The sequence below is a fragment of the Roseicella frigidaeris genome, assembly GCF_003258945.1.
In the GTDB taxonomy this organism is placed as follows: domain Bacteria; phylum Pseudomonadota; class Alphaproteobacteria; order Acetobacterales; family Acetobacteraceae; genus Paracraurococcus; species Paracraurococcus frigidaeris.
Genome location: NZ_QLIX01000031.1, coordinates 25,178 through 44,578, shown reverse-complemented (window position 1 = coordinate 44,578; position 19,401 = coordinate 25,178). Strand labels below are relative to the sequence as shown.

Here is a 19,401-nt window from a genome sequence, read left to right as displayed (position 1 = left end):
CATGCGAAAGCTCATCGTCCTCGCCAACGCACTCATCCGCGACAACAAACCCTACGCCCCAGCCTAAAACACCACATTCATACAAAAGACAGTTGCTTGGCTTCGCGCCACTGGGCGCGGCGCCCGTTCGGGCGCTCGGCCCTGCGGGCCGCATGTCGGAACGTCGTGCGCCTGGTACCGTGCCGAGCGCAGGATGATTGCCTCGTCCTGCCCCGCCGGCGCCGGGCGCCGCGCCGGCGCGCGGCCGGTCTCAGCCCGCCGGGGCCGCGCCGGTGCGCGCCCGGCCGGTCGGGCAGAGATCGAGCAGCACGCAGCGGGCGCAGGCCGGGTTGCGGAAGAAGCAGCAGCGCTGGCCGTGCCGCATCATCACCTGGTGGTCGTCATAGACCTGCTGCGCATCCCACTCCTCCGGCAGCAGGGCGAGCAGCAGGGCATGCGAGGGGCCGACGGCGCAGGCGGGCGGGATCAGCCCCAGCCGTTGCGCCACCCGGTGGTGGTGGCTGTCGACCGGCAGCGCCCGCCGCCGCAGCGTGCTGAAGGAGAGCACCGCCGCCACCGTCTTCGGCCCGACGCCGGGCAGGGCGGCCAGCCAGGCCGCCGCCTCCGCCTCGGGCAGCGCCGCCAGATGCGACAGGTCGAGCGCCCCGCGCCGCTCGGTGATGGTCCGCAGCACCCGCTGCAGGGCCGGCGCCTTCGCCTCCGGCCAGGTGACGCCGGCGATCGCCCGCTCGACCGCCTCGACCGGCGCGTCCCGCACCGCCGCCCAATCGGCGAAGCCAGCGCGCAGGCTCTCATAGGCGCGGTGGCTGTCGCGGTTGCGGGTGCGGTGGGAGAGCAGCGAGGAGACGAGCTCGTCGAGCGGCGAGAGGGACTGGAAATAGGCGATCGGGCAGCCGTATTCCTCGCAGAGTCGGCGATGCACGGTGAGGGCGAGGGCCCGCCGGGCCGGATCGGCCAGGGCGGGCGGCGGCGGCGCGGCGGCGAGGCCGGGCAGCAGGGCGGCCGGGGCAGGCGTCGCGGCGCGGCGGGGGAGGGGCATTGGGCTCCAACTCGGCCGGCGCCCGCCGGTTCGGCGCCGCTTCCGGCCGGGAGGCCCGCCGGTCCATGCTGGCGGCGATGCAGCCCGTCGATCTCGCCCTCTGCCTCGCCGTCGATGTCTCGGCCAGCGTCGATTTCGACGAATTCGGCCTGATGATCGGCGGCTATGCCACCGCCTTCCGCGACCCCGGCCTGGTCGCCGCCTGCGCCGCCGGGCCGCGCGGCGGCATCGCCGTGGCCATGCTGTTCTGGTCCGGCACCTGGCCCGCCATGCGGCATGCGGCGCCGCCGGAGCTGGCGGTGCCCTGGATGCGGGTGGATGGGCCGGCGGCGGCCGAGGCCCTGGCGGCCGCGATCGAGGCGGCGCCGCGCCTGCCGCAGCCCGGCGCGACCGGGCTCGGCGAGGGGATGGCGGCCGGCCTCGCCCTGCTGGCGCGCTGCCCGGCCGAGGCGGCGCGGCTGGTGCTCGACGTCTCGGGCGACGGGCGGCACAACCAGGGGCCGCCCCCGGGCCCGGTGCGCGATCTCGGCGTCGCGGCCGGCGTCACCATCAACGGCCTCGCCGTGCTGAACGAGGAGCCGGACCTGCTCGATCACTACCGGGCCGAGGTGATCGGCGGGCCGGGCTGCTTCGCCATGGACTGCCCGGACTATGCCGCCTTCGCCGCGGCGATCCGCGCCAAGCTGGCGCGGGAGGTCGGGGCGCCGCTGCTCGCCGCGAGGTTCGATTTTGCCCGCGAAGCGCTGTAGAGAGGGCAGCGGTGCCGCGTGGCGTGGTTGCGCGCCGCCGCAAGGAACATGTGCCGCATGCTGTTGCTCATCCCCGGGCCGGTGCAGACCCGGCCCGAGACCCGCGCCGCCATGGCGCAGGACATCGCCCCCTGGGACAATGATTTCCGCCCGGTCTATGCCGGGATCCGCGAGCGGGTGCGCGCCATCGCCGGCGGCACCGAGGCGGCGCACGCCACCCTGGCGCTGCAGGGCTGCGGCCATTTCATGATGGAGGCGGCGCTCCGCACCTTCATCCCCGCCGGGGGCAAGGTGCTGATCCCGCAGAACGGCGCCTATGCCGACCGCGCGGTGCGGCTGGCGGGCGAGGCGGGGCGGCAGGTGGTGGCGCTGGCCGGGCCGGACACGCGGCCGGTGACGCCGGAGGAGATCGAAGCGGCGCTGGCCGCCGACCCCGCCATCTCGCATGTGGCGATGGTCCACAACGAGACGGGCAGCGGCATCGTCAACGACCCGGAGGCGATCGGGCCGGTGGTGCGGGCGGCCGGGCGGCGGCTGATCCTCGATTCCGTCTCGGCCTTCGGCGCGCTGCCCTTCTCGCTGGCCGACCACCCGGAATGCGACGTGGTGCTCTTCACCAGCGGCAAATGCCTCGAGGGGCTGCCCGGCATCGGCTTCGCCGTGGCGCGGATCGACAGCGTCACCGCCGCGGCGGGGAATGCCGGCTCCTGGGCCTTCGACTTGGCCGATGTCTACCAGCACGCGCTGCGGGCCGGCTGGGGCAGCTTCCGCTTCACCCCGCCGGTGCAGGCGCTCGCCGCCTTCGCGGTGGCGCTTGACCTCCACGCCGCCGAGGGCGGCCAGCCGGCGCGGCTCGCCCGCTACCGAGAGACCATGCGGGTGCTGTATGAGGGGGTGCGCGGCCTCGGCCTCACGCCCTATCTGGACTGGCGGCACCAGGGGCCGGTGATCGTCACCGTGCACCAGCCCGCCGATCCCGCCTTCGCGCTGCAGCCCTTCGTCGATGCGCTGAAGCGGCGCGGGGTGCTGATCAGCAATTTCTGGAACACCCGCACGCCCACCTTCCGCATCGGCTGCATCGGCGCCATCACGCCGGACGACATGCGCCGCGCGGTGACGGCGATCGGCGACTCGCTCGACGAGCTCGGCGTCAAGGAGCGCGCCCCCGCCCTCTGAGCCCCCGCCCGTTGCCCTGCCGAGGCTTCGCCTCGGCAGGCTGTGACGCCCCTGCGATCAGGAGCGAATCCCGGGGCCCCCGCGGCGTCGCGCCAGCGACGTCGTGGGGATGATCAGAAGCGGTACCGCACGCTGGCCCCGACCACCCAGGGCTCGAGGTTGGCGCGCGCCGTCACCGTGCCGGAGTTCACGCTGACATCGGTCCGCAGCATGATCTTCTTGGCATCGACATTGAGCAGCCAGTTCGGCGCCAGCTCGTAATCCAGGCCGACATTCATCGCGAAGGCCGGGCTGTTGTCGATCCGCACCCGCGAGACCGGCGCCGTCTTGTCGCCGCCATAGCCGTAGAAGAAGGTCCAGTTCAGGCCGGCGCCGACATAGGGGCTGAGCCGCGCCGTCGGGAAGGGGTGGATCTGCGCCGTCAGGGTCGGCGGCAGCACCCAGACATGGCCGAGCTTCACGTCGCCGAGCGCCGTGCCCTTGGCGCTCACGTCATGCTGCGTGGTGGCGGCGATCAGGTTCAGCGACAGCATCGGCGAGAGGAAGTAGGTGACGTCGAGCTGGGCCGTCGCGGCGTTGCTCGCCTCCGGCTTGCCGCCGATGCTGGTCGAGCCGCCGTTGCTGGGCAGCACGCCGATGGCGCCGAGCCCGATGACGACATCGCCCGCCTGCTTGCCGCGCGGCGCGGTCTGCGCCACGGCGCCCGTCGCCGCGGCGACGCTCAGCGCCAGGGTGCCAGCCAGAACTGCAAAACTCTTACGCATTGTCTCTCGTCCATCCAGGGCAGCGGTGCTGCCGCCGCGGATGGGTTTAGGCGCCGGACAGGGGCGGGACCTTGCGGCGGATCAATCCGGCCAGGCTTTCCGGCCGCCCGGCCACGCTGTGGCATTCCGGCAACAGCGGCGCGCCGCCCCGGGGCGGCGCGGCCGGATCAGGGCGCCGCGTCCGGCGCCGGCGGCCCGTCCGGCTGCCGCTTCTTTTTCTTCTTCCCCGCCGCCTTGCCCGTCGCCGCGCCGGCGGCGGCGAGCTCGGCCAGCCGGCCGGGGAGCACGGCGCGGATCTCCGGCCGGCGCTCCTTCTCCTTCTTCCAGTGCTTCTTGTCCTTCCGCGTCATGCCGCAGCCGAGGCACCAGCCGGTGGCCTCGTCATAGCGGCAGACATCGATGCAGGGGCTGGCCATGGCGGCTAGAAGCCAGCATGGGCCGGCCGGTTGCAAGGGCGGCTTGCCGGGCCGGTGCGGGAACGATAAGCGCCAGGGCTCGACCGGAGGGATTGCGATGGCCACCGACCTCGAGATCGCGCGCGCCGCGACCCTGCAACCGATCGGGGCGATCGCCGCCCGCGCCGGCATCCCGGAGGCGGCGCTGATCCCCTATGGCCGGACCAAGGCGAAGATCGACTTCGACTTCATCGCGGCCCAGGCCGGCCGGCCGCGCGGCAAGCTGGTCCTCGTCACCGGCATCAGCCCGACCGCGGCGGGGGAGGGCAAGACCACCACCACCATCGGCCTCGGCGATGCGCTGAACGCGCTCGGCGCCCGGACCATGATCTGCCTGCGCGAGCCCTCGCTCGGCCCCTGCTTCGGGGTGAAGGGCGGGGCGACCGGCGGCGGCCGGGCGCAGGTGGCGCCGATGGAGGAGATCAACCTCCACTTCACCGGCGACTTCCACGCCATCACCAGCGCCAACAACCTGCTCGCGGCGATGGTCGACAACCATCTCTACTGGGGCAACGGGCTCGGCCTCGACCCGCGCCGCGTCACCTGGCGCCGCGCCATGGACATGAACGACCGCAACCTGCGCAACCTGGTGCTCGGCCTCGGCGGCGCGACCCAGGGCGTGCCGCGCGAGGACGGGTTCGACATCACGGTGGCGAGCGAGGTGATGGCGATCTTCTGCCTCGCCCGCGACCTCGGCGACCTGCAGGCGCGGCTGGGCCGCATCATCGTCGGCCAGACGCGGGACGGCCGCAGCGTCACCGCGCGCGACCTGAAGGCGGACGGCGCCATGGCGGCGCTGCTGCGCGACGCGCTGCAGCCGAACCTGGTGCAGACGCTGGAGGGCTCGCCGGCCCTCGTGCATGGCGGCCCCTTCGCCAACATCGCGCATGGCTGCAACAGCGTCATGGCGACCGCGCTCGGCCTCGGCCTCGCCGATGTGGTGGTGACCGAGGCCGGCTTCGGCGCCGATCTCGGCGCCGAGAAATTCCTCGACATCAAATGCCCGAGCGCCGGCCTCGCGCCCGATCTCGCCGTCGTGGTCGCGACCGTGCGGGCGCTGAAGATGCATGGCGGCGTGGCGAAATCGGCGCTCGGCGCCGAGGATGTGGCGGCCGTCGAGCGCGGCGTGGTGAATCTCGAGCGGCATGTCGAGAACATGCGGAAATTCGGCCTGCCGGTGCTGGTGGCGCTGAACCACTTCACCTCGGACACCGAGGCGGAGATCGAGGCGGTGCGGCACGCCATGGCGCGCATCGGCGCCGAGGCGATCCTCTGCACGCATTGGGGCGACGGGGCGGCGGGCGCGGCCGCGCTGGCGCGGCGGGCGCGGCAGCTGCTCGAGGAGGGGCATGCGCGGTTCCGGCCGCTCTACGCGCCCGAGCTGCCGCTGGCCGAGAAGCTGCGCACCATCGCGCGCGAGATCTACCACGCCGCCGAGGTGCAGATCCCGCCCGCCATCGCCGCGCGCCTCGCCCGCTTCGAGGAGATGGGCTTCGGCCGGGTGCCGGTCTGCGTGGCGAAGACGCAGTACAGCTTCAGCGCCGATGCCGGCCGCATGGGCGCGCCCTCGGGCCATGTGCTGCCGGTGCGCGAGGTGCGGCTCTCGGCCGGGGCGGGCTTCGTCGTCGCGGTCTGCGGCGACATCATGACCATGCCGGGCCTGCCGCGGCACCCGGCGGCGGAGGGAATCGGCCTCGACCCGGCGGGGCGGATCGAGGGGCTGTTCTGACGCCGGGCGGCGCGGCCGCCAGGCCGCGACGGCACACGCCAGGCTTGTGACGGCAGCGGCCCTGCACGCGACGCGGCGGGGGATCGGCGCCGGATCGCGCGATGCGGCAGGAGCCGGCACGGGGTCGCCAGGACCCGGCCCGCCATGGCCGCAGGGTCGCGACCGCCCCACGCAAGCGTGCGGCGCAATATGACGGGTCACACGCAAGGGTGTGCCGGTCGTTACGCAATGCGGCTTAATCATCGGATAATCTCGTTTCCGACGAGGTTGCTACGCGAGAGGGGGCCGCTGTTTCGCATGCAGGAAGACAGGGCGCCCGAGGCGGACGCCTTCGCACACGCTATTGCCGCGGAGATCCCACGGCTGCGACGCTTCGCGCGCGTGCTGGTGAAGAATGGCGATGCCGCCGACGACCTCGTTCAGGAGACCCTGGTGCGCGCCATCGGGGCGCGGGAGCAGTTCCAGGACGGCACCAACCTGCGCGCCTGGCTTTTCACCATCCTGCGGCATGCCCGCGCGGCGGCGCTGCGCCGCGCCGCCCGCAGCCCCTTCCTCTCGCCCGACACCATGCCGGAGGCGGCGGTCTCCGGCGGGCAGGAGGAGCGGCAGGCGATGCGCGACGTCATCGCCGCCTTCCGCCGCCTGCCGCCCATCCATCGCGAGGCGCTCTGGGTGGTGGTGGTGGAGGGGCTGGACTATGCCGAGGCGGCGACGGTGCTCGGCGTGCCGGCGGGCACGCTGCGCTCGCGCCTCTCCCGCGCCCGGGAGGCGCTGCGGCGCAGCGTCGGGCTGGATGCCGGGGAGGCCGGCGAGGCGGCGGATGGCTGAGGATATCCCTGCGAGGCCGCGTCGCGGCGGGGCGGGGAGCCGGGGCGTCCGCTCCTGTCCGAGGGACATCCTGGAGCAGATCCCGATCAGGTGGACTCACCTGATCGGGTGAAGATGCTCTGGAAACAGGAGCTAGGGCGCTTCCCCTGAACCGCTGTTCAGGGGAAGCGCCCTGGCCTGCCGCGGCAGGGCAGCGACGGTTGCGATGGGCGCCAAAGGCAAGGGGAGGCCGGCGGACCGCGGCCAATGACCCGGCACGGCCAGTGACCCGGCCCCCATCCGGCCGCCGGGATCAGCCGTCCGAGCGGGGCCGCAGGCCGAGCGCCTCGAGGAAGCGGGCCGGCGGCGGCGCCAGCAGCACCTCGGCATGCAGGTCGGCGAGGTGGTGGCGCAGCCAGGCATCGAACCCCGCGGAATCGGCCGGGGCCGAAGCTCGGGCGGGGGCGGGGCCGGGCGAAGCCGGGGCCCGCGCCGCGCCCCTGGAGGCGCCCTTGGAGACACCCCTGGGGCGGGCGGCACCGGCCTCGGGCGGGGGCTTCGGGTCGGACATCGGTGCAACGGCTCCGGTGCCGGCCAGAGGGCCGAGCAGAACGTAATGGTAGATAAACCAATCATGACAAGCAAGTATTAGTTACAAGACGCGATCATTGCCGGCTGCCTCGGATTGCGCCCCCGCCGCGCCGCTGCGCAGAGTGCCGCCATGCCCGAACCGGACCCCGCCGCGCTGCTGCAGCAAGGCGCCGCCCGCCATGCCGAAGGCGCGCTGGCCGAGGCCGAGCGCCTCTACCGGCTGGTGCTGAAGCGCCGGCCGCAGGATCCCAACGCCCACAACCTGCTCGGCGTGCTGGCCCGCCAGCGCGGCGACGCCGCCGGCGCGCTCCGCCACACCGAGCGCGCCCTGGCGGTGGCGCCGGAGGAGCCGGCCTTCCTCGCCAATCGCGGCGCCGCCCTGGCCGAGTCGGGGCGGCTGGCCGAGGCGGTGATGGCGTTGCGCGCCGCGCTCGCCCGCCGGCCGGGGGATGCCGTCGCGCTGCGCAATCTCGGCCAGGCCCTGGCCGCGCTCGGCGACCCGGCCGCGGCGCTGGCGCCGCTCGAACAGGCCGCCGCCCTGCAGCCCGAGGCGCCGGAGCCGCTGCTGGCGCTCGCCCATGCCCGGCGCGAGGCCGGCGATGCCGGTGGCGCGGCCGCGGCGGCCCGCGCGGCGCTGGAGCGCGCCGGGGCGCGGCCCGACCTCGCCGGCCAGGCGCGCTTCCTGCTCGCCGGGCTCGGCGCCGCGCCGGCGCCCGACCGCGCCCCGGCCGCCTATGTGCGCGACCTCTTCGACCAGTTCGCGCCGCGCTTCGAGGCCGAGCTGACCGGGCGGCTCGCCTATCGCACGCCGGCCCTGCTCGCGGCGCTGCTGCCGGCGGCCGGCATCGCCCCGCAGCGGCGGCTGCGCGTGCTCGATCTCGGCTGCGGCACCGGCCTCTCGGGCGCCGCCCTGGCGCCCTTCGCGCGGCGGCTGGAGGGGCTCGACCTCTCGCCGCGCATGCTGGCCGAGGCGCGCCGCCGCGGCCTCTACGACGCGTTGCACGAGGCCGACCTGCTGGACTGGCTGCCGCGCCATCCGGCGGGCTTCGACCTCCTCGCCGCCGCCGATGTGCTGAACTATCTCGGCGACCTCGCCCCGGCGCTGGCGGCCATCGCCGCGGCGCTGGCGCCGGGCGGGCATGCGCTGTTCTCGGTGGAGGCCCAGGGGGAGGCCCAGGGGGAGGCGGGCGAGGGGGCGCCCTTCACCCTCGGCGAGGCGCTGCGCTACCGCCACGACCCGGCGCATGTCGCGGCGCTGGCCGCGGCGGCCGGCCTCGCCCCGGTGGCGCGGGAGGCCGCGGTGCTGCGGCAGGAGCGGGGCGCGCCGGTCGCCGGCGCGCTGTTCCTGCTGCGGCGTGGCTGAGGGCTCGGCTCACCCCTCGACGATGGTCGCCGCTGCCAGCAGCTTGCGCACCTTCTCGCTCTCGGTCGCGCCGGCCTCGACGGCGGCGACCGCCTTGGCCTCGGCCGCGCGCACCGCGTCGAGCGCCCGCAGCACCGCCTCGGCCCGCTCGATGGGCACGACGACGACGCCATCCGCATCGCCCACCACGATGTCGCCGCTGCGCACCGGCACGCCGCCGCAGACGATCGGCGCGCCCACCTCGGCCGGGCCGTTCGCCGCCGGCGAGGCGGGGACGATGCCGGCGGCGAAGCTCGGCAGGCCGGTCGCCACGATGCCGGCGCGGTCGCGCGCGAGGCCATCGGTGACGAAACCCGCGACGCCCTTGTTGCGCATCATGCCGATGACGAGGTCGCCGATCACCGCCGTGGCGCGGTAGCCGTCATTGGCGACGACGATGACGTCGCCGGCCTCGGCCTCGCCCAGCGCGCCCATCACCGCGACCACGTCGGCGGGATAGGCGAAGGCGGTCAGCGCCGGGCCGACGAAGCTGGCGCAGCCGGGATCGAGCGGCTTGATCTGCCAGTCGAGGGCGCCGCGCCCGTCCATGGCATCGGCGAGATGCGAGGTCTGGGCGCCGCGGAAGCGCTCCAGCAGCGCCGGGTCGGGGCGCTTGTGGCCGCGATGGATGCGGAGCAGCGGCGGGTTGTCGAGCATGGCGGTCCTCCCCTGTAGGAGGGCGCGACCATCGCCTGCCGTGGCGCGCCGCGCAACGCGCCGCCCCCAGGGGCAGTGCGGGGGGAAGCGCGGGGGCAGCGCGGGCCTATTCCGCGTAGATCATCGTCCGCGTCATGCCGCCATCGGCCAGGAATTCCGCGCCGGTGACGAAGCCGCTCTCCGGCCCGCAGAGCCAGGCGGCCAGCGCCGCGACATCCGCCGGCCGCCCGACCCGCCCGGCCGGGTGCTGCGCATGGTCCTCTGGCCGCAGCGCCTCGCCCCGCGTGTCGATCCAGCCCGGGCTGATGCAGTTCACCCGCACCGCCGGGCCGAGGCTGCGGGCGAGCGCATGGGTCAGCGCCAGCAGCCCGCCCTTGGAGGCGCTGTAGCTCTCGGTGTCCGGCTCCGACTGGTGCGCGCGAGTGCTGGCGATGGTGAGGATGGCGCCGCGCGCCCGGCGCAGCATCGCCTCGCCGGCGCGCGCCAGCAGGAAGGCGCTCGTCAAGTTGGTGGCGAGCACGGCGTTCCACTCGGCGAGGCTGAGGGCGGCGAGCGGCTTGCGGATCATGACGCCGGCATTGCAGACCAGCGCATCCAGCCGCCCCTCGGTGGCGGCGATGCCCTGGAGCAGCGCCGCGACCGCCGCCTCCTCCGACACATCCGCCTGCACGCAGCGCGCGGCATGCGCCGGGCGGGCGGGATCGCGGTCGGCGATGACCACGCGCCAGCCCTCCGCGGCGAAGCGCGCCGCCACCGCCGCGCCGATGCCGCGCGCCCCGCCCGTCACCAGCGCGACCTTCGCCAGCGCGACCGTTCCGCCCTCCGCCATGCGCCTCTCCTTCTCCCCGGCCCCCGGCCCCTGGGCTGGCCGGCCCGGCGCATCGGCGTAGCATGGGCGAACCGGAGGGGAGACCACCAGGGATGGATGCACCGCTGCTGTTCACGCCGCTGACGATCCGCGGCGTGACGCTGAAGAACCGCGTCGTCGTCGCGCCGATGCACCAATATGCCGCCGAGCGCGGCTTCGCCACCGATTGGCACCTGATGAATGCCGGCCGCTACGCCGCGGGCGGCGCCGGCCTCGTCATCATGGAGAGCACCAAGGTCGAGCGGCGCGGCTGCGGCACGCTCGGCGATCTCGGCCTCTGGGAGGATGCGCATGTCCCCGGCCTCGCCCGCTGCGTGCGCTTCATCCGCGCCCAGGGCGCGGTGCCCGGCATCCAGCTCGGCCATTCCGGCCGCAAGGCGCGGCGCTTCCGCCCCTGGGAGGGCGGGGCGCCGCTGACCCGCGCGGCGGTGGCCGAGGCGCTCGGCGCCCAGGAATGGGACGCCTGGGACCTCGTCGCCCCCTCGGCGCTGGCGGCGCCGGAGAGCGACCCGCTGCCGCGCGCCCTCGGCCGGGACGAGATCCCGGCGGTGATCGAGCATTGGGGCCAGGCGGCGCGGCGGGCGCGCGAGGCGGGGTTCGAGGTGCTCGAGATCCATGGCGCGCATGGCTACCTGATTCACCAATTCCTCTCGCCCTTCGCCAACCGCCGCAACGACGAGTATGGCGGCAGCCTCGAGAACCGCATGCGCTTCTGCCTCGAGGTGGTGGAGCGGGTGCGCGCCGAATGGCCGGAGGACAAGCCGCTGTTTCTCCGCCTCTCGGTCGAGGACGACAGCGGCTGGGGCCCGGCCGAGAGCGTCGCGCTGGCCCGGCGGGCGAAGCCGCTCGGCGTCGATGTCATCGACTGCTCCTCGGGGGGGATGAGCGGCGCGCCGGTGGTCGGCGCCGGCCCGGTCACCTATGGCTACCAGGTGCCCTATGCCGAGCGGCTGCGGCGCGAGGCGGGGATCATGAGCATGGCCGTTGGCCTCATCGTGCATGCCGACCAGGCCGAGGCGATCCTGCAGGAGGGCCGGGCCGATCTCATCGCCCTGGCGCGGGAGCTGCTCTACAACCCGAACTGGCCGATGGACGCGGCGCAGAAGCTCGGCGTCGATCCGCGCTTCGCCCTGGTGCCGCCGGCCCAGGCCTATTGGCTGGAGAAGCGGGCGCGGCAGGTGCGGGAGGTGGTGCCGAGCACCTATCGCTAGAGCAGATCCCGATCAGGGGGACTCACCTGATCGGGTGAAGATGCTCTGAAAACAATAGTCTAGAGCAGATCCCGATCAGGGGGACTCCCCTGATCGGGTGAAGATTGCTCTGAAAATATAAGCCTGGGGCGCGAAGCACGCGACCGAACGCCCTGCCGGAGCATCGGTCGCAACGGCGGGGGAGCGGACAGGCCCTGGCCGGCGCGGCGATCCGCCGCGCCGCCTGACGCGGACCGGGTGGCCGCGCCGGGCAGCCAGCTCACCCCGGCTCGGTCCAGGCGGCGGCGGTGCCGAGGGTCAGCGCCGCCCCCTGCGCCAGGCCGGCGGGCCAGCCCAGCCCGGCCAGGGCGACGAAACCGAGAAGCTGGCCGAGGAAGACCGCGGCGCCGACCGTCTGCGGCGCCGCCGGCGCCCGCTCGGCGCGTCGGTAGTTGAGCGCGGAGACCAGGCCGGCAAGCAGGGCGAGGAGGAGGAAGGCGCAAAGCTGCGCGATGGCGTCGGGGGGCAGCATCCCGTCAGAACGTTGCAGGCTGCCCTGGTTGCGCGGATCGCCGGGGCGTGACGCCGGTCGGGCCGGGGCTGCCGCCGGCCCCGCGGCGCGGCGGCACCGGTCGGGCCAGGGAGGGGGGGCGCCGGGTCCCGCCGGCCGCTCTATAGTCGCCCCGATGCCGCCCCGCCGCCCCCCGCCTGCCGCCGCCGACGCCCCCGCCGAGGATCTCTTCGGCGGCCCGCCGGCGCCGCGGCCGCCGCGCGAGCCCGAGGGGCCGCGCCCGCTCGCCGACCGGCTGCGCCCGCGCGCGTTGGAGGATGTGGTGGGCCAGGACCATCTGGTCGGGGAGCAGGGCGCGCTCACCGGCATGCTCGCCCGCGGCAGCCTCGCCTCGCTCATCCTCTGGGGCCCGCCCGGCACCGGCAAGACCACCATCGCCCGGCTGCTGGCCGAGCGCGCCGGCCTCGTCTTCATCTCTCTATCGGCGGTCTTCTCCGGCGTCGCCGACCTCAAGCGCGCCTTCGACGAGGCAAGGCTGCGCCGGCGGGCGGGGCAGGGCACGCTGCTCTTCGTCGACGAGATCCACCGCTTCAACCGGGCGCAGCAGGACGGCTTCCTGCCGGTGGTCGAGGACGGCACCGTCACCCTGGTCGGCGCGACGACGGAGAACCCCTCCTTCGCGCTCAACGGCGCGCTGCTCTCGCGCTGCCAGGTGCTGGTGCTGCGCCGGCTGGACGACGCGGCGCTGGAGCGGCTGCTCGCCCGCGCCGAGGCGGAAGGCGAACGCGCCCTGCCGCTCGACGCGGCGGCGCGCGCCACGCTGCGCGCCATGGCCGATGGCGACGGGCGCTACCTGCTGAACCTCGCCGAGCAATTGCTCGCCCTGCCGGCCGGGACCGCGCCGATGGACCCGGCCGCCCTGGCCGAGCTGCTGGCCCGCCGCGCCGCGCTCTACGACAAGGACCGGGAGGAGCACTACAACCTCATCTCGGCCCTGCATAAGTCGCTGCGCGGCTCCGACCCCGACGCGGCGCTCTACTGGTTCGCCCGCATGCTGCAGGGCGGCGAGGACCCGCGCTACCTCGCGCGGCGCCTGACGCGCTTCGCCGCCGAGGATGTCGGCATGGCCGATCCGCGCGCCCTGCCGCTCGCCATCGCCGCCTGGGAGACCTATGAGCGGCTCGGCAGCCCGGAGGGGGAGTTGGCGCTGGCGCAGCTCGTCGTGCATCTCGGCACCGCGCCGAAATCGAATGCCGTCTACGTCGCCTGGGGGCAGGCGCAGCGCGCGGCGAAGGAGACCGGCAGCCTGATGCCGCCGGCGCATATCCTGAACGCCCCGACCAAGCTGATGCAGCAGCTCGGCTACGGCGCCGGCTATGCCTATGACCATGACGAGGCGGAGGGCTTCTCCGGCGCGAACTACTTTCCGGACGGGATGCCGCGCCGGCAATTCTACCGCCCGACCGGGCGCGGCGCCGAGGCGGCGATCGGCGAGCGACTGCGCCACTGGGCGGCGCTCAGGGCGAAGCGGGGAGGGGACTGACGCCAGCCGACCGGTCGCATGACCGGCCCGAGGCCCCGGACGGGGCCCGCGGCTCATGCCGCGAAGCCAACCCGGCATCCGGTGGCGCCCGCCACCACGCGGTCATGCCTATCACGGCGAGGTCAGCCGGCCGATCCGGGAGCGTGATCGCCCGAGGTGGAATCACCGCAATTGGCCTGGACCGTGAGCCGTGACCCCGAGTGAACGGATCATGATCCAGCCAACACGATCACCGATCGTCTTGCTGCACGCTGATGGGGTGAGCGCGGGACATGCTCCATCATGTGTGCGAAGGCATATTCAGCGCCTGGACAGAAAATCTAAACGGTCGATTGCCACGCGATGACAAAAGCGTAGGCGATAACCGAGAGGAGACGTCCAGTGGCGTTCGGACAATGCAAGGACATGGCGATCAACCTCGTCAACGACACCGGCCTCACGATCACCATTCCAAGCGAGGGGCACAGGGTCAAAAACCCCGGCGGCTTGGAGGGGTGGAACACCATGACCCTCGGCGGAAGCGTCATCAACCTGGCTCCCGGCGCGTCGCGGAGCGTCAGGCAGACGCTGAACATCAAGTGCGTGAATGATGCGGAATTCGAGATCCACTATTCTGCATCGCAGGGACGAGACTTCGTGCAGATCTTCAAGGGCAACGATATCACCGACAAGAATGCGACGCTGCGGCTGACCAACAACTGACCGACGCGACGCGCGCTGGGCAGGCCGACGATGCGCCTGCCCAGCGTGGCTCGCGCCGTCACGTCTTCGCTGCCGATATCCGCGGAAATCCACCGCGAGACGACGCTCTCGGCCCCGTTCGCATGGGTGCCGTCCTCGCTTCGGGCGACCTGCCCGCATGGGGCGTGGTGGCGCCTGCGGCCCGATGCCGGGCAAACCGAAGGTTTGCGCCCGGCGACGGAGGGGCCCCTAATGCGGTCACGCAGGAGGGGCACAGTGAAATGCGCGAGCGCATCATCGGCGTCTGGCGTCTGCTGGCGGTGGAGGCGCGCGATCCCGAGGGCCGCGTCGTCCCCTCGGAATATGGCCCCTGCCCGATGGGCACGGCGCAATTCGGGCCGGAGCGGATGATGGCGGCGCTCGGCGACGGCAGGCCGCCGGCCGCGGGCGAGAGCCGGCACTGGGTGACCTATACCGGCCTCTGGCAGGTCGAGGGCGAGGTGCTGCGCACCCGCGTCGATGGCGCGCATCCGGCGGACCGCATCGGCATCGGCAGCGACCAGGTGCGGGAGTGCCGCTTCGAGGGCGCGCGCCTGGTGCTGCGCCCGCCGCCGCGGCGGGTGCGCGGCACCCTGCAACAGCTCGAGCTCACCTGGGAAAAGCTCGCCTGAACTGGTTCCACACCAGGCAACCCGCCTCAACTCGTCGCCACCCGTTGCCCTGCCGCGGCTTCGCCGTGGCAGGCTGTGCCACATGCAACGTGCAGGAGCGAATCCCGGAGCCTCCGCGATGGCGCGAAGCGACATCGTGGGGAGTGCTATTGCGCCGCCACCCGCTGGTCCTGCGCCGGCACCTGCACCGGCTGCACCACCACCGGCGCCGTGCCGTCCTTCTTCATGTCGAGCCGCTCGGCCGTCTTCGGGCTGACATCGATCACCCGCCCCGGCTTGTAGGGGCCGCGATCCTCGATCTTCACCTCGGCCGTCCGGCCATTCTCGAGATTCGTCACCCGCGCGGTGGTGCCGAGCGGCAGCGTCTTGTGGGCCGCCGAATTGCTGTTCGGGTTGAAGCGGGCGCCATTCGCCATCTTCTTGCCGTTGAATTTGGGCGCGTAATAGCTCGCCTTGCCGCGCTGCGGCGCCACCTTGGCCGGCTTGCCGGCCGCATGGCGCTCGGCGGCGGCCGCCGGCCCGGGCGCCAGGCCCGGGGCGGCGAGGGCGAGGGCGAGGCAGGCCGCAGCTGCGGCCCTGGGGAGAAGCCGGGGGAGGGACCGTCCTGCATTGCGCGTCATGGCGGCCCCTGACGCCCGAGGGCGGCGCCGGTTCCGCCGCGGGGCCGGGGCGCGCCGGGTTTCGTGAACCGCCGGGCCGCGCGCGCCCCTGCCGCCGCCCGGGCGCCGGCGCCATGTTTCGCGGCAGACGAGCCGAGGTGGTAAGCCCCCGCCACCATGACCATCGCCCATCGCACCGTGAGCCAGGACGAGGCCGATATCCGCCTCGATCGCTGGCTTCGCCGCCACTTCCCCCAGCTCACCCAGGGCGCGCTGCAGAAGATGCTGCGCACCGGCCAGATCCGCGTCGACGGCAAGCGGGCGGAGGCGAACACCCGCCTCGCGCCCGGCCAGGAGGTGCGCATCCCGCCGCTGCCCACCGGGCCGAAGCCCGAGCCGCTGGGCGCGGGCCGCCGCCCGGTCCCGCCGGAGGAGGCGCGGGCGCTGGAGCGTCTGGTGCTGCACCGCGACGCCAGCCTGATCGTGCTCGACAAGCCGCACGGCCTGCCGGTGCAGGGCGGCCCCGGCATCGCCCGGCATCTCGACGGGCTGCTCGACGCCCTGCAATTCGAGGCCGAGGAGCGGCCGCGCCTGGTCCACCGGCTGGACCGCGACACCTCCGGCGTGCTGGTTCTCGCCCGCACCGCCGGCGCCGCCGCCTTCCTCGCCCGCGCCTTCCGCGGCCGCGACGTGGAGAAGACCTACTGGGCGGTGGTGACGCCGCAGCCCGAGATCCCCGGCGGCCGCATCGACCTGCCGCTGGCCCGCCTCTCCGGCCCGCGCGGCGAGCGCACCGAGGTGGTGGAGGAAGGGGAGGAGGGGGTCCGCGCCATCACCGATTTCCGCACCCTGGACGCCGCCCGCCGCCGCGTCGCCTGGCTGGAGATGAACCCGCTCACCGGCCGCACCCACCAGCTCCGGGTGCATGCCGCCGCCGGGCTCGGCACGCCGATCCTCGGCGACGGCAAGTATGGCGGCGCCGCGGCGCATCTCGACGGGCTGCCGAACCAGCTCCACCTGCATGCCCGGGCGCTCCGCCTGCCGCATCCGGAGGGCGGCACGCTGGAGGTGGCGGCGCCACTGCCGCCGCATATGCGCGAGACCTTCGCCTTCTTCGGCTTCGAGGCGCCGCGGCCGCCGAAGCCGCGCCATCTCGACCCGGTCTCCCGGCGCTAACCCGGCATGCCGCGCGAGACCGGCCTCCCCGATCCCGGGCCGAGCGGGGCCCGCCCCCCGGGGCGGCGGCGGCGCTGGCCCTGGGTGGCGGGCGGCCTGCTCGCCCTGCCGGTCGCCGGGATCGGCCTCGGGCTGGCCCTCTTCGACCCCAACGGCCTGAAGCCGCGCATCGAGGCGGCGGTGCAGCAGGCCACCGGGCGGCAGCTGACCCTCGCCGGCCCGATCGGGCTGAAGCTCGCCCTGGTGCCGACCCTGACGGTGGAGGGGGCGTCGCTCGCCAACATGCCGACGGGCAGCCGGCCGGCGATGGCGAGCATCCGCCGGGTGGAGCTGGAGCTGGCCCTGCTGCCGCTGCTCCGCCAGCGGGTGGAGGTGCGGCGGCTGCGCCTGGTCGCGCCCGACATCCTGCTCGAGACCGATGCCGCCGGGCGGGCCAATTGGATCTTCGCCGGATCGCCCCCCGGCCCGGCGGCGTCCGCCGATCCGCCCGCCGGCCCGGCGCCTGAGCCCGAACCCGGGCCCGCCGGCGGCCGCCGCCTCGCCATCGCCGTCGATGCCGTCTCGATCGAGCAGGGGCGGCTCGCCTGGCGCGACGGCGCGACCGGCGCCAGCCGGGTGCTCGGCATCCCCGCGCTGTCGGTCGCCGCCCGCGGCGCTGGGGGGACGGGGCCCCTGCGCGGCCAGGGGCAGGTGGTGCTGGACGACATCCCGGTGGCGGTGGAGGCGGAGACCGGCCCGCTCGCCGGCCTCGTCGCGCCCGCCGCCGGCGGCCCGGCCTGGCCGCTGCGGGCGCGGCTCGCCGCCGCCGGCGCCACCGCCGTGCTGGAGGGCGGCATCGCCGATCCGGCGGCCCGGCGCGGCTGGCATCTCGGCCTCGAGGCCACGGTGCCGGATGCGCGGAGCCTGGCGCCGCTGCTGCCGGGCCTGGCGCTGCCGCCGCTGCAGGGGGTGACGGCGAGCCTCGCCCTCGCCGATTCCGGCGCCGGCGGGCCGGCCCTGACCCGGCTCGACCTCGGCATCGGCGCCTCGCCGCTCGATGCCCTGCTGCCCGGCCTGGCGCTCACCAACCTCACCGCGCGGCAGGCCGGGCCGGGGGCGCCGCTCACCCTGGTGGGCGGGGCGGTGCTGCGCGGCCTGCCGCTCGCCCTCGGCGGCAGCATCGGCTCGCCCATGCTGCTGCAGGCGAGCCCGCCGCGGCCCCTGCCCATCGACCTCACCGCCACCGCGGCCGGCGCCACCGCGACGGTGAAGGGCGAGATCGCCGATCCCCGCCGCCTCGAGGGGGTGGCGCTGCTGGTCGCCCTCGGCGTGCCGGACCTCGCCGCCCTGGCGCCGCTCGCCGGGCGGCCGCTGCCGGCGGTGACCAACCTCACCCTCGGCGCCAGCCTCTCCGAACGCGGCGCCGGCTTCGCCGAGGGCGCCATGCTGCACGGGCTGCGCATCGCCTCCTCGGCCGGGGATGCGGGCGGCGACCTGGCGCTGCTGCGCGGCCCGCGGCCGGGGGTGCAGGGCAGCCTCGTCTCGCAGCGCCTCGACCTCGACGCGCTGCGGCCGCCGCCGGCGCCGGCCGCGCCCGGGAGCGCAGCCGGGGACGCGGCGGGGGGCTCACCCGGGGCCGCGGCGGCGCCGCGCGACGGCCGGCTGATCCCGCCGCTGCCGCTGCCCGTCGCGGCGCTCCGCCACACCGACAGCACGCTCGACTGGACCATCGGCACGCTGCGCTCGGGCGGCGTGACGCTGCGCGACACCAGGCTCCAGGCCGTGGTGCAGGACGGGCAGGGGCGGCTCGACCCGCTCACCACCACCCTGCCGGGCGGCCAGCTCACCCTGCGCGCCGCCGCCGATGCCAGGGCCACGCCGCCCGTGCTGCAGCTCGCGGCGCGGTCCGACGGCATCGAGCTGGCGCCGCTGCTCGCCGCGCTGCACGCGCCGGGCGGCACCAGCGGCCGCTTCGAGCTCGACATGGACCTGCGGGGGCAGGGGGCGGACCTGCGCGCCGTCGCCGCCACCGCCGCCGGGCATCTCAGCCTCGCCGTCACCAACGGCCAGATCGAGAGCGGCTCGGGCAGCCTGCTCGGCCAGGCGGTGGGCGAGCTGCGCCAGGCCCTGCCGCAGCTCGGCGGGCTGGCGCAGGGCCGGATCGCCCTCGCCTGCGCCGCGACGCGCTGGCGGGTGGAGGGTGGCGTCGCCCGCGCCGAGGCCCTGCTGCTCGATTCCAGCCTCGGCAAGGTCGGCGGCGGCGGCACCGCCGACCTGCGCGACGAAAGCCTGGCGCTGCGGCTGCAGCTCGACCTGCGGCTGCCGATCCCGGGGATGAGCCAGCTCCGCATCCGGGCGCCGCTGCCGGTCACCGGCAGCTTCGCCCGGCCGCGGCCGGATTTCGGCCCCGCCACGGCCCGCGGCGCGGTCGGCGCCCTGGCCGAGGGGGTGGCGCGCGAGAAGGGGGGGGACATCGCCGGCGAGATCCTCGGCGCCCTCGGTGGCGCCCTCGGGGGCGCGCCGGCCGGCGGCGGCGCGGCGCTGCCGGCCTGCGGCCCGGCGCTGGCCGCGGCGCGCGGCGGCCGCTCCGGCCCGGTGCCGGCCTCGGCCGCCGAGGCCCCGGCCCCAGGCGCGCCGGCCGAGGGGGCGCCGGCCGAGGGGGGAGCGGCGGCCACCGCCCCCGGCCTGCGGGAGCTGCCGAAAGCGCTGCAGGCGCCGGCCCAGGATCTGCTGCGCGGCCTCCTGCGCGGGCGGTGAGGCCCTTCGGCTGCGGCCGGCGCGTGCCTATCTTCGCCCGGATGGGCCGTGGATCGG

The 19,401-nt window shown here is 75.0% G+C and carries 19 protein-coding genes; 11 read left to right on the top strand and 8 right to left on the bottom strand.

What is annotated here, in order from left to right; translation table 11 throughout:
- Positions 1 to 250: 250 nt before the first annotated feature.
- A complete protein-coding gene (locus DOO78_RS23930; protein WP_243634768.1) occupies positions 251 to 1,039 on the bottom strand; it encodes an endonuclease III domain-containing protein in 789 nt (262 codons plus the stop codon).
- Between the two features lie 77 nt (positions 1,040 to 1,116).
- Between DOO78_RS23930 and DOO78_RS23925 the strand changes: the two genes are divergently transcribed.
- Positions 1,117 to 1,788, top strand: a complete 672-nt coding sequence (locus DOO78_RS23925) for a DUF1194 domain-containing protein (protein ID WP_111472412.1) — start codon at positions 1,117 to 1,119, stop codon at positions 1,786 to 1,788.
- A gap of 57 nt (positions 1,789 to 1,845) precedes the next feature.
- Positions 1,846 to 2,964 (top strand): 2-aminoethylphosphonate--pyruvate transaminase, encoded by a 1,119-nt coding sequence (locus tag DOO78_RS23920; protein WP_111472411.1) that lies wholly within the window; start codon positions 1,846 to 1,848, stop codon positions 2,962 to 2,964.
- 113 nt (positions 2,965 to 3,077) lie between these two features.
- On the opposite strand, the gene DOO78_RS23915 is transcribed toward DOO78_RS23920, so the two are convergent.
- On the bottom strand, positions 3,078 to 3,728 hold the full coding sequence (locus DOO78_RS23915; protein WP_111472410.1) for an OmpW/AlkL family protein: 651 nt from the start codon (positions 3,726 to 3,728) through the stop codon (positions 3,078 to 3,080).
- 167 nt (positions 3,729 to 3,895) lie between these two features.
- Positions 3,896 to 4,144 carry a DUF1289 domain-containing protein gene (locus tag DOO78_RS23910; RefSeq protein ID WP_111472409.1) on the bottom strand — a complete coding sequence of 83 codons (249 nt, stop codon included), beginning with the start codon at positions 4,142 to 4,144 and terminating at the stop codon, positions 3,896 to 3,898.
- A gap of 97 nt (positions 4,145 to 4,241) precedes the next feature.
- Between DOO78_RS23910 and DOO78_RS23905 the strand changes: the two genes are divergently transcribed.
- Both DOO78_RS23905 and DOO78_RS23900 read left to right on the top strand, forming a co-directional pair.
- Positions 4,242 to 5,912, top strand: a complete 1,671-nt coding sequence (locus DOO78_RS23905) for a formate--tetrahydrofolate ligase (protein WP_111472408.1) — start codon at positions 4,242 to 4,244, stop codon at positions 5,910 to 5,912.
- Positions 5,913 to 6,209: 297 nt separating this feature from the next.
- The gene (locus DOO78_RS23900; protein WP_111472407.1) at positions 6,210 to 6,740 is read left to right on the top strand and encodes a sigma-70 family RNA polymerase sigma factor; all 531 of its coding nucleotides are present in this window, start codon (positions 6,210 to 6,212) and stop codon (positions 6,738 to 6,740) included.
- Positions 6,741 to 7,032: 292 nt separating this feature from the next.
- Here the strand turns inward: DOO78_RS23900 and DOO78_RS23895 are convergent, their stop codons facing one another.
- Entirely contained in the window at positions 7,033 to 7,290 is a 258-nt protein-coding gene (locus tag DOO78_RS23895; protein ID WP_111472406.1) for a hypothetical protein, read from the bottom strand.
- A gap of 150 nt (positions 7,291 to 7,440) precedes the next feature.
- Between DOO78_RS23895 and DOO78_RS23890 the strand changes: the two genes are divergently transcribed.
- Positions 7,441 to 8,673, top strand: a complete 1,233-nt coding sequence (locus tag DOO78_RS23890; protein ID WP_111472405.1) for a methyltransferase — start codon at positions 7,441 to 7,443, stop codon at positions 8,671 to 8,673.
- 9 nt (positions 8,674 to 8,682) lie between these two features.
- Here DOO78_RS23890 and DOO78_RS23885 read toward each other — a convergent pair whose 3' ends face one another.
- Positions 8,683 to 9,369 carry an RraA family protein gene (locus tag DOO78_RS23885; protein ID WP_111472404.1) on the bottom strand — a complete coding sequence of 229 codons (687 nt, stop codon included), beginning with the start codon at positions 9,367 to 9,369 and terminating at the stop codon, positions 8,683 to 8,685.
- Between the two features lie 106 nt (positions 9,370 to 9,475).
- The gene (locus DOO78_RS23880) at positions 9,476 to 10,198 is read right to left on the bottom strand and encodes an SDR family oxidoreductase (RefSeq protein ID WP_111472403.1); all 723 of its coding nucleotides are present in this window, start codon (positions 10,196 to 10,198) and stop codon (positions 9,476 to 9,478) included.
- Positions 10,199 to 10,290: 92 nt separating this feature from the next.
- Between DOO78_RS23880 and DOO78_RS23875 the strand changes: the two genes are divergently transcribed.
- On the top strand, positions 10,291 to 11,448 hold the full coding sequence (locus tag DOO78_RS23875; RefSeq protein WP_111472402.1) for an NADH:flavin oxidoreductase/NADH oxidase: 1,158 nt from the start codon (positions 10,291 to 10,293) through the stop codon (positions 11,446 to 11,448).
- 259 nt (positions 11,449 to 11,707) lie between these two features.
- Here the strand turns inward: DOO78_RS23875 and DOO78_RS23870 are convergent, their stop codons facing one another.
- Positions 11,708 to 11,959, bottom strand: a complete 252-nt coding sequence (locus DOO78_RS23870) for a hypothetical protein (protein ID WP_111472401.1) — start codon at positions 11,957 to 11,959, stop codon at positions 11,708 to 11,710.
- A gap of 154 nt (positions 11,960 to 12,113) precedes the next feature.
- Between DOO78_RS23870 and DOO78_RS23865 the strand changes: the two genes are divergently transcribed.
- The 3 genes from DOO78_RS23865 to DOO78_RS23855 all read left to right on the top strand — a co-directional run bounded on the left by DOO78_RS23865 (position 12,114) and on the right by DOO78_RS23855 (position 14,833).
- A complete protein-coding gene (locus DOO78_RS23865; RefSeq protein ID WP_111472400.1) occupies positions 12,114 to 13,481 on the top strand; it encodes a replication-associated recombination protein A in 1,368 nt (455 codons plus the stop codon).
- A gap of 405 nt (positions 13,482 to 13,886) precedes the next feature.
- Entirely contained in the window at positions 13,887 to 14,183 is a 297-nt protein-coding gene (locus DOO78_RS23860; RefSeq protein ID WP_111472399.1) for a hypothetical protein, read from the top strand.
- Positions 14,184 to 14,443: 260 nt separating this feature from the next.
- Positions 14,444 to 14,833: a lipocalin-like domain-containing protein gene (locus DOO78_RS23855; protein WP_165839060.1), complete on the top strand. Its 390-nt coding sequence runs from the start codon at positions 14,444 to 14,446 to the stop codon at positions 14,831 to 14,833.
- A gap of 146 nt (positions 14,834 to 14,979) precedes the next feature.
- Here the strand turns inward: DOO78_RS23855 and DOO78_RS23850 are convergent, their stop codons facing one another.
- A complete protein-coding gene (locus DOO78_RS23850) occupies positions 14,980 to 15,453 on the bottom strand; it encodes a septal ring lytic transglycosylase RlpA family protein (protein WP_111472397.1) in 474 nt (157 codons plus the stop codon).
- 156 nt (positions 15,454 to 15,609) lie between these two features.
- Between DOO78_RS23850 and DOO78_RS23845 the strand changes: the two genes are divergently transcribed.
- Positions 15,610 to 16,608: an RluA family pseudouridine synthase gene (locus tag DOO78_RS23845; protein WP_111472396.1), complete on the top strand. Its 999-nt coding sequence runs from the start codon at positions 15,610 to 15,612 to the stop codon at positions 16,606 to 16,608.
- A 6-nt stretch (positions 16,609 to 16,614) separates the two neighbouring features.
- On the top strand, positions 16,615 to 19,344 hold the full coding sequence (locus tag DOO78_RS23840; RefSeq protein WP_111472395.1) for an AsmA family protein: 2,730 nt from the start codon (positions 16,615 to 16,617) through the stop codon (positions 19,342 to 19,344).
- Positions 19,345 to 19,401: the final 57 nt, after the last annotated feature.